The organism is Halomonas sp. PBN3 (assembly GCF_000475415.1).
Classification (GTDB): domain Bacteria; phylum Pseudomonadota; class Gammaproteobacteria; order Pseudomonadales; family Halomonadaceae; genus Halomonas; species Halomonas shengliensis.
Genome location: NZ_AXCA01000105.1, coordinates 1 through 1555, shown reverse-complemented (window position 1 = coordinate 1555; position 1555 = coordinate 1). Strand labels below are relative to the sequence as shown.

The 1555-nt window shown below is 66.6% G+C and carries 3 protein-coding genes; all 3 read left to right on the top strand.

Annotated elements, in window-relative coordinates; translation table 11 throughout:
• A partial coding sequence (locus Q673_RS0118175) for a CheR family methyltransferase (protein WP_327050009.1) occupies window positions 1-529 on the top strand: 529 nt, incomplete at its 5' end.
• 60 nt (window positions 530-589) lie between these two features.
• A complete protein-coding gene (locus Q673_RS23920) occupies window positions 590-1087 on the top strand; it encodes a transposase (RefSeq protein WP_023005187.1) in 498 nt (165 codons plus the stop codon).
• Complete coding sequence (locus Q673_RS23915; RefSeq protein ID WP_023005186.1) at window positions 1084-1551, top strand: helix-turn-helix domain-containing protein; 468 nt, start codon at window positions 1084-1086, stop codon at window positions 1549-1551. Before Q673_RS23920 ends, Q673_RS23915 begins: the two co-directional genes overlap by 4 nt.
• Window positions 1552-1555 lie beyond the last annotated feature (4 nt).

Here is a 1555-nt window from a genome sequence, read left to right as displayed (position 1 = left end):
TTTGCCGGGGGATACTTACTACCTCAACCTGATAGAGGAGCGCCCCGAGGAGCTGGATACCCTGGCGCGGGATATCCTGATCTCGGTGACCGCCTTCTTTCGCGATGCCAGTGCCTTCGAGGCGCTGCGTCCCAAGATCGGCGCGCTGTGCCGGCGCGGCAAGGAGAGCGGCCAGGACGTGCGTGTGTGGGTGGCGGGCTGCGCCAACGGCGAGGAGGCCTACTCCATCGCCATGCTGATCGCCGAGGCACTGCGCGACGACCCGGACCCGCCTGGCGTGCAGATATTTGCCACCGACATCGACGACGACGCCCTGGCGGTGGCGCGCCGCGGCCTGTATCCCGCCGCGGCGCTGGAAACCCTGTCCGAGCCGCTGCTGCAGCGCTACTTCCAGCCGTTCAACAGCGCCTTCGAGGTGGGCAAGCGCCTGCGCGACATGGTGGTCTTCGCGCGCCACAACCTGGTCAGCGACCCGCCCTTCCTGCGCGTCGACCTGGTCACCTGTCGCAACCCCCCAGTGTCAGGATGACTGTCGTGCCCTCTGATACCCTGTTCCTATAAACCGATCAGGGGGCGAAAGGAGACACTCATGCCTCGTTACTCAGAGGAGCGCCGGCAAGCCGTGGTCACCAAGCTGCTGCCTCCCCACAACCTTTCCCCGCAGGTGATCGCGGAGCAGGAAGGGATCTCGTTGGGCACCGTCTACAAGTGGCGCAAGGAAGCCCGTGCCGAAGGGCGCTGCCTGCCGGATGCGCTGGGCAAGGGCGCCGATGGCTGGTCGTCAAAGGACAAGTTCAACGCCGTGCTTGAGACCGCTTCGATGAACGCCCAGGAGACGGCGGAGTACTGCCGCCGCCGCGGGATCTACCCCGAGCAGCTGGAGCGGTGGCGCCATGACTGCGAACAGGCGGCCAGCCTCTCGCACTCCGAACGCCAGCGTGAAGCCGATGAGGCCAAGCAGCAGCGCAAGCGCATCAAGGCGCTGGAAAAGGAGCTCGCCCGCAAGAACGAGGCCCTGGCGGAGACCGCAGCGTTGCTGGCCCTCAGAAAAAAGGCGAGGGCGATCTGGGGGGACGAGGACGCATGATCAGCACCCCAGATCGCCAACGCGCCATCGCGCTGATCGACGAGGCTAGGGCCCAGGGAGCACGCCTGGAGACTGCTTGCCGCGAGCTGGGGATCACCGCCCGAACGTACCAGCGCTGGACGCGCGGCGGAACGCTGCACGAGGACCAGCGCCCTTTGGTCGACCGGCCGGTGCCGGCTAATGCGCTGACACCGGCCGAAGAACAGGAAATCCTCGATGTGTGCCACCGCCCCGAGTACGCCAGCCTGCCGCCAGAGCAGATCGTGGTGCGCTTGTTCGATGAGGAGCAGCGCTACCTGGCCTCACCCTCGTCATTCTACCGGGTGATGCGCAAGCACCGGGAGGTGGTGCACCGGGGCCGTGCCAAGCCACCTCAACGCCGCGCCAAGCCCACGACCTACCAGGCCACTGCGCCGAATCAGGTGTGGTCGTGGGATTGCACGTGGCGTGTGCCTCGACCCTGAAGGC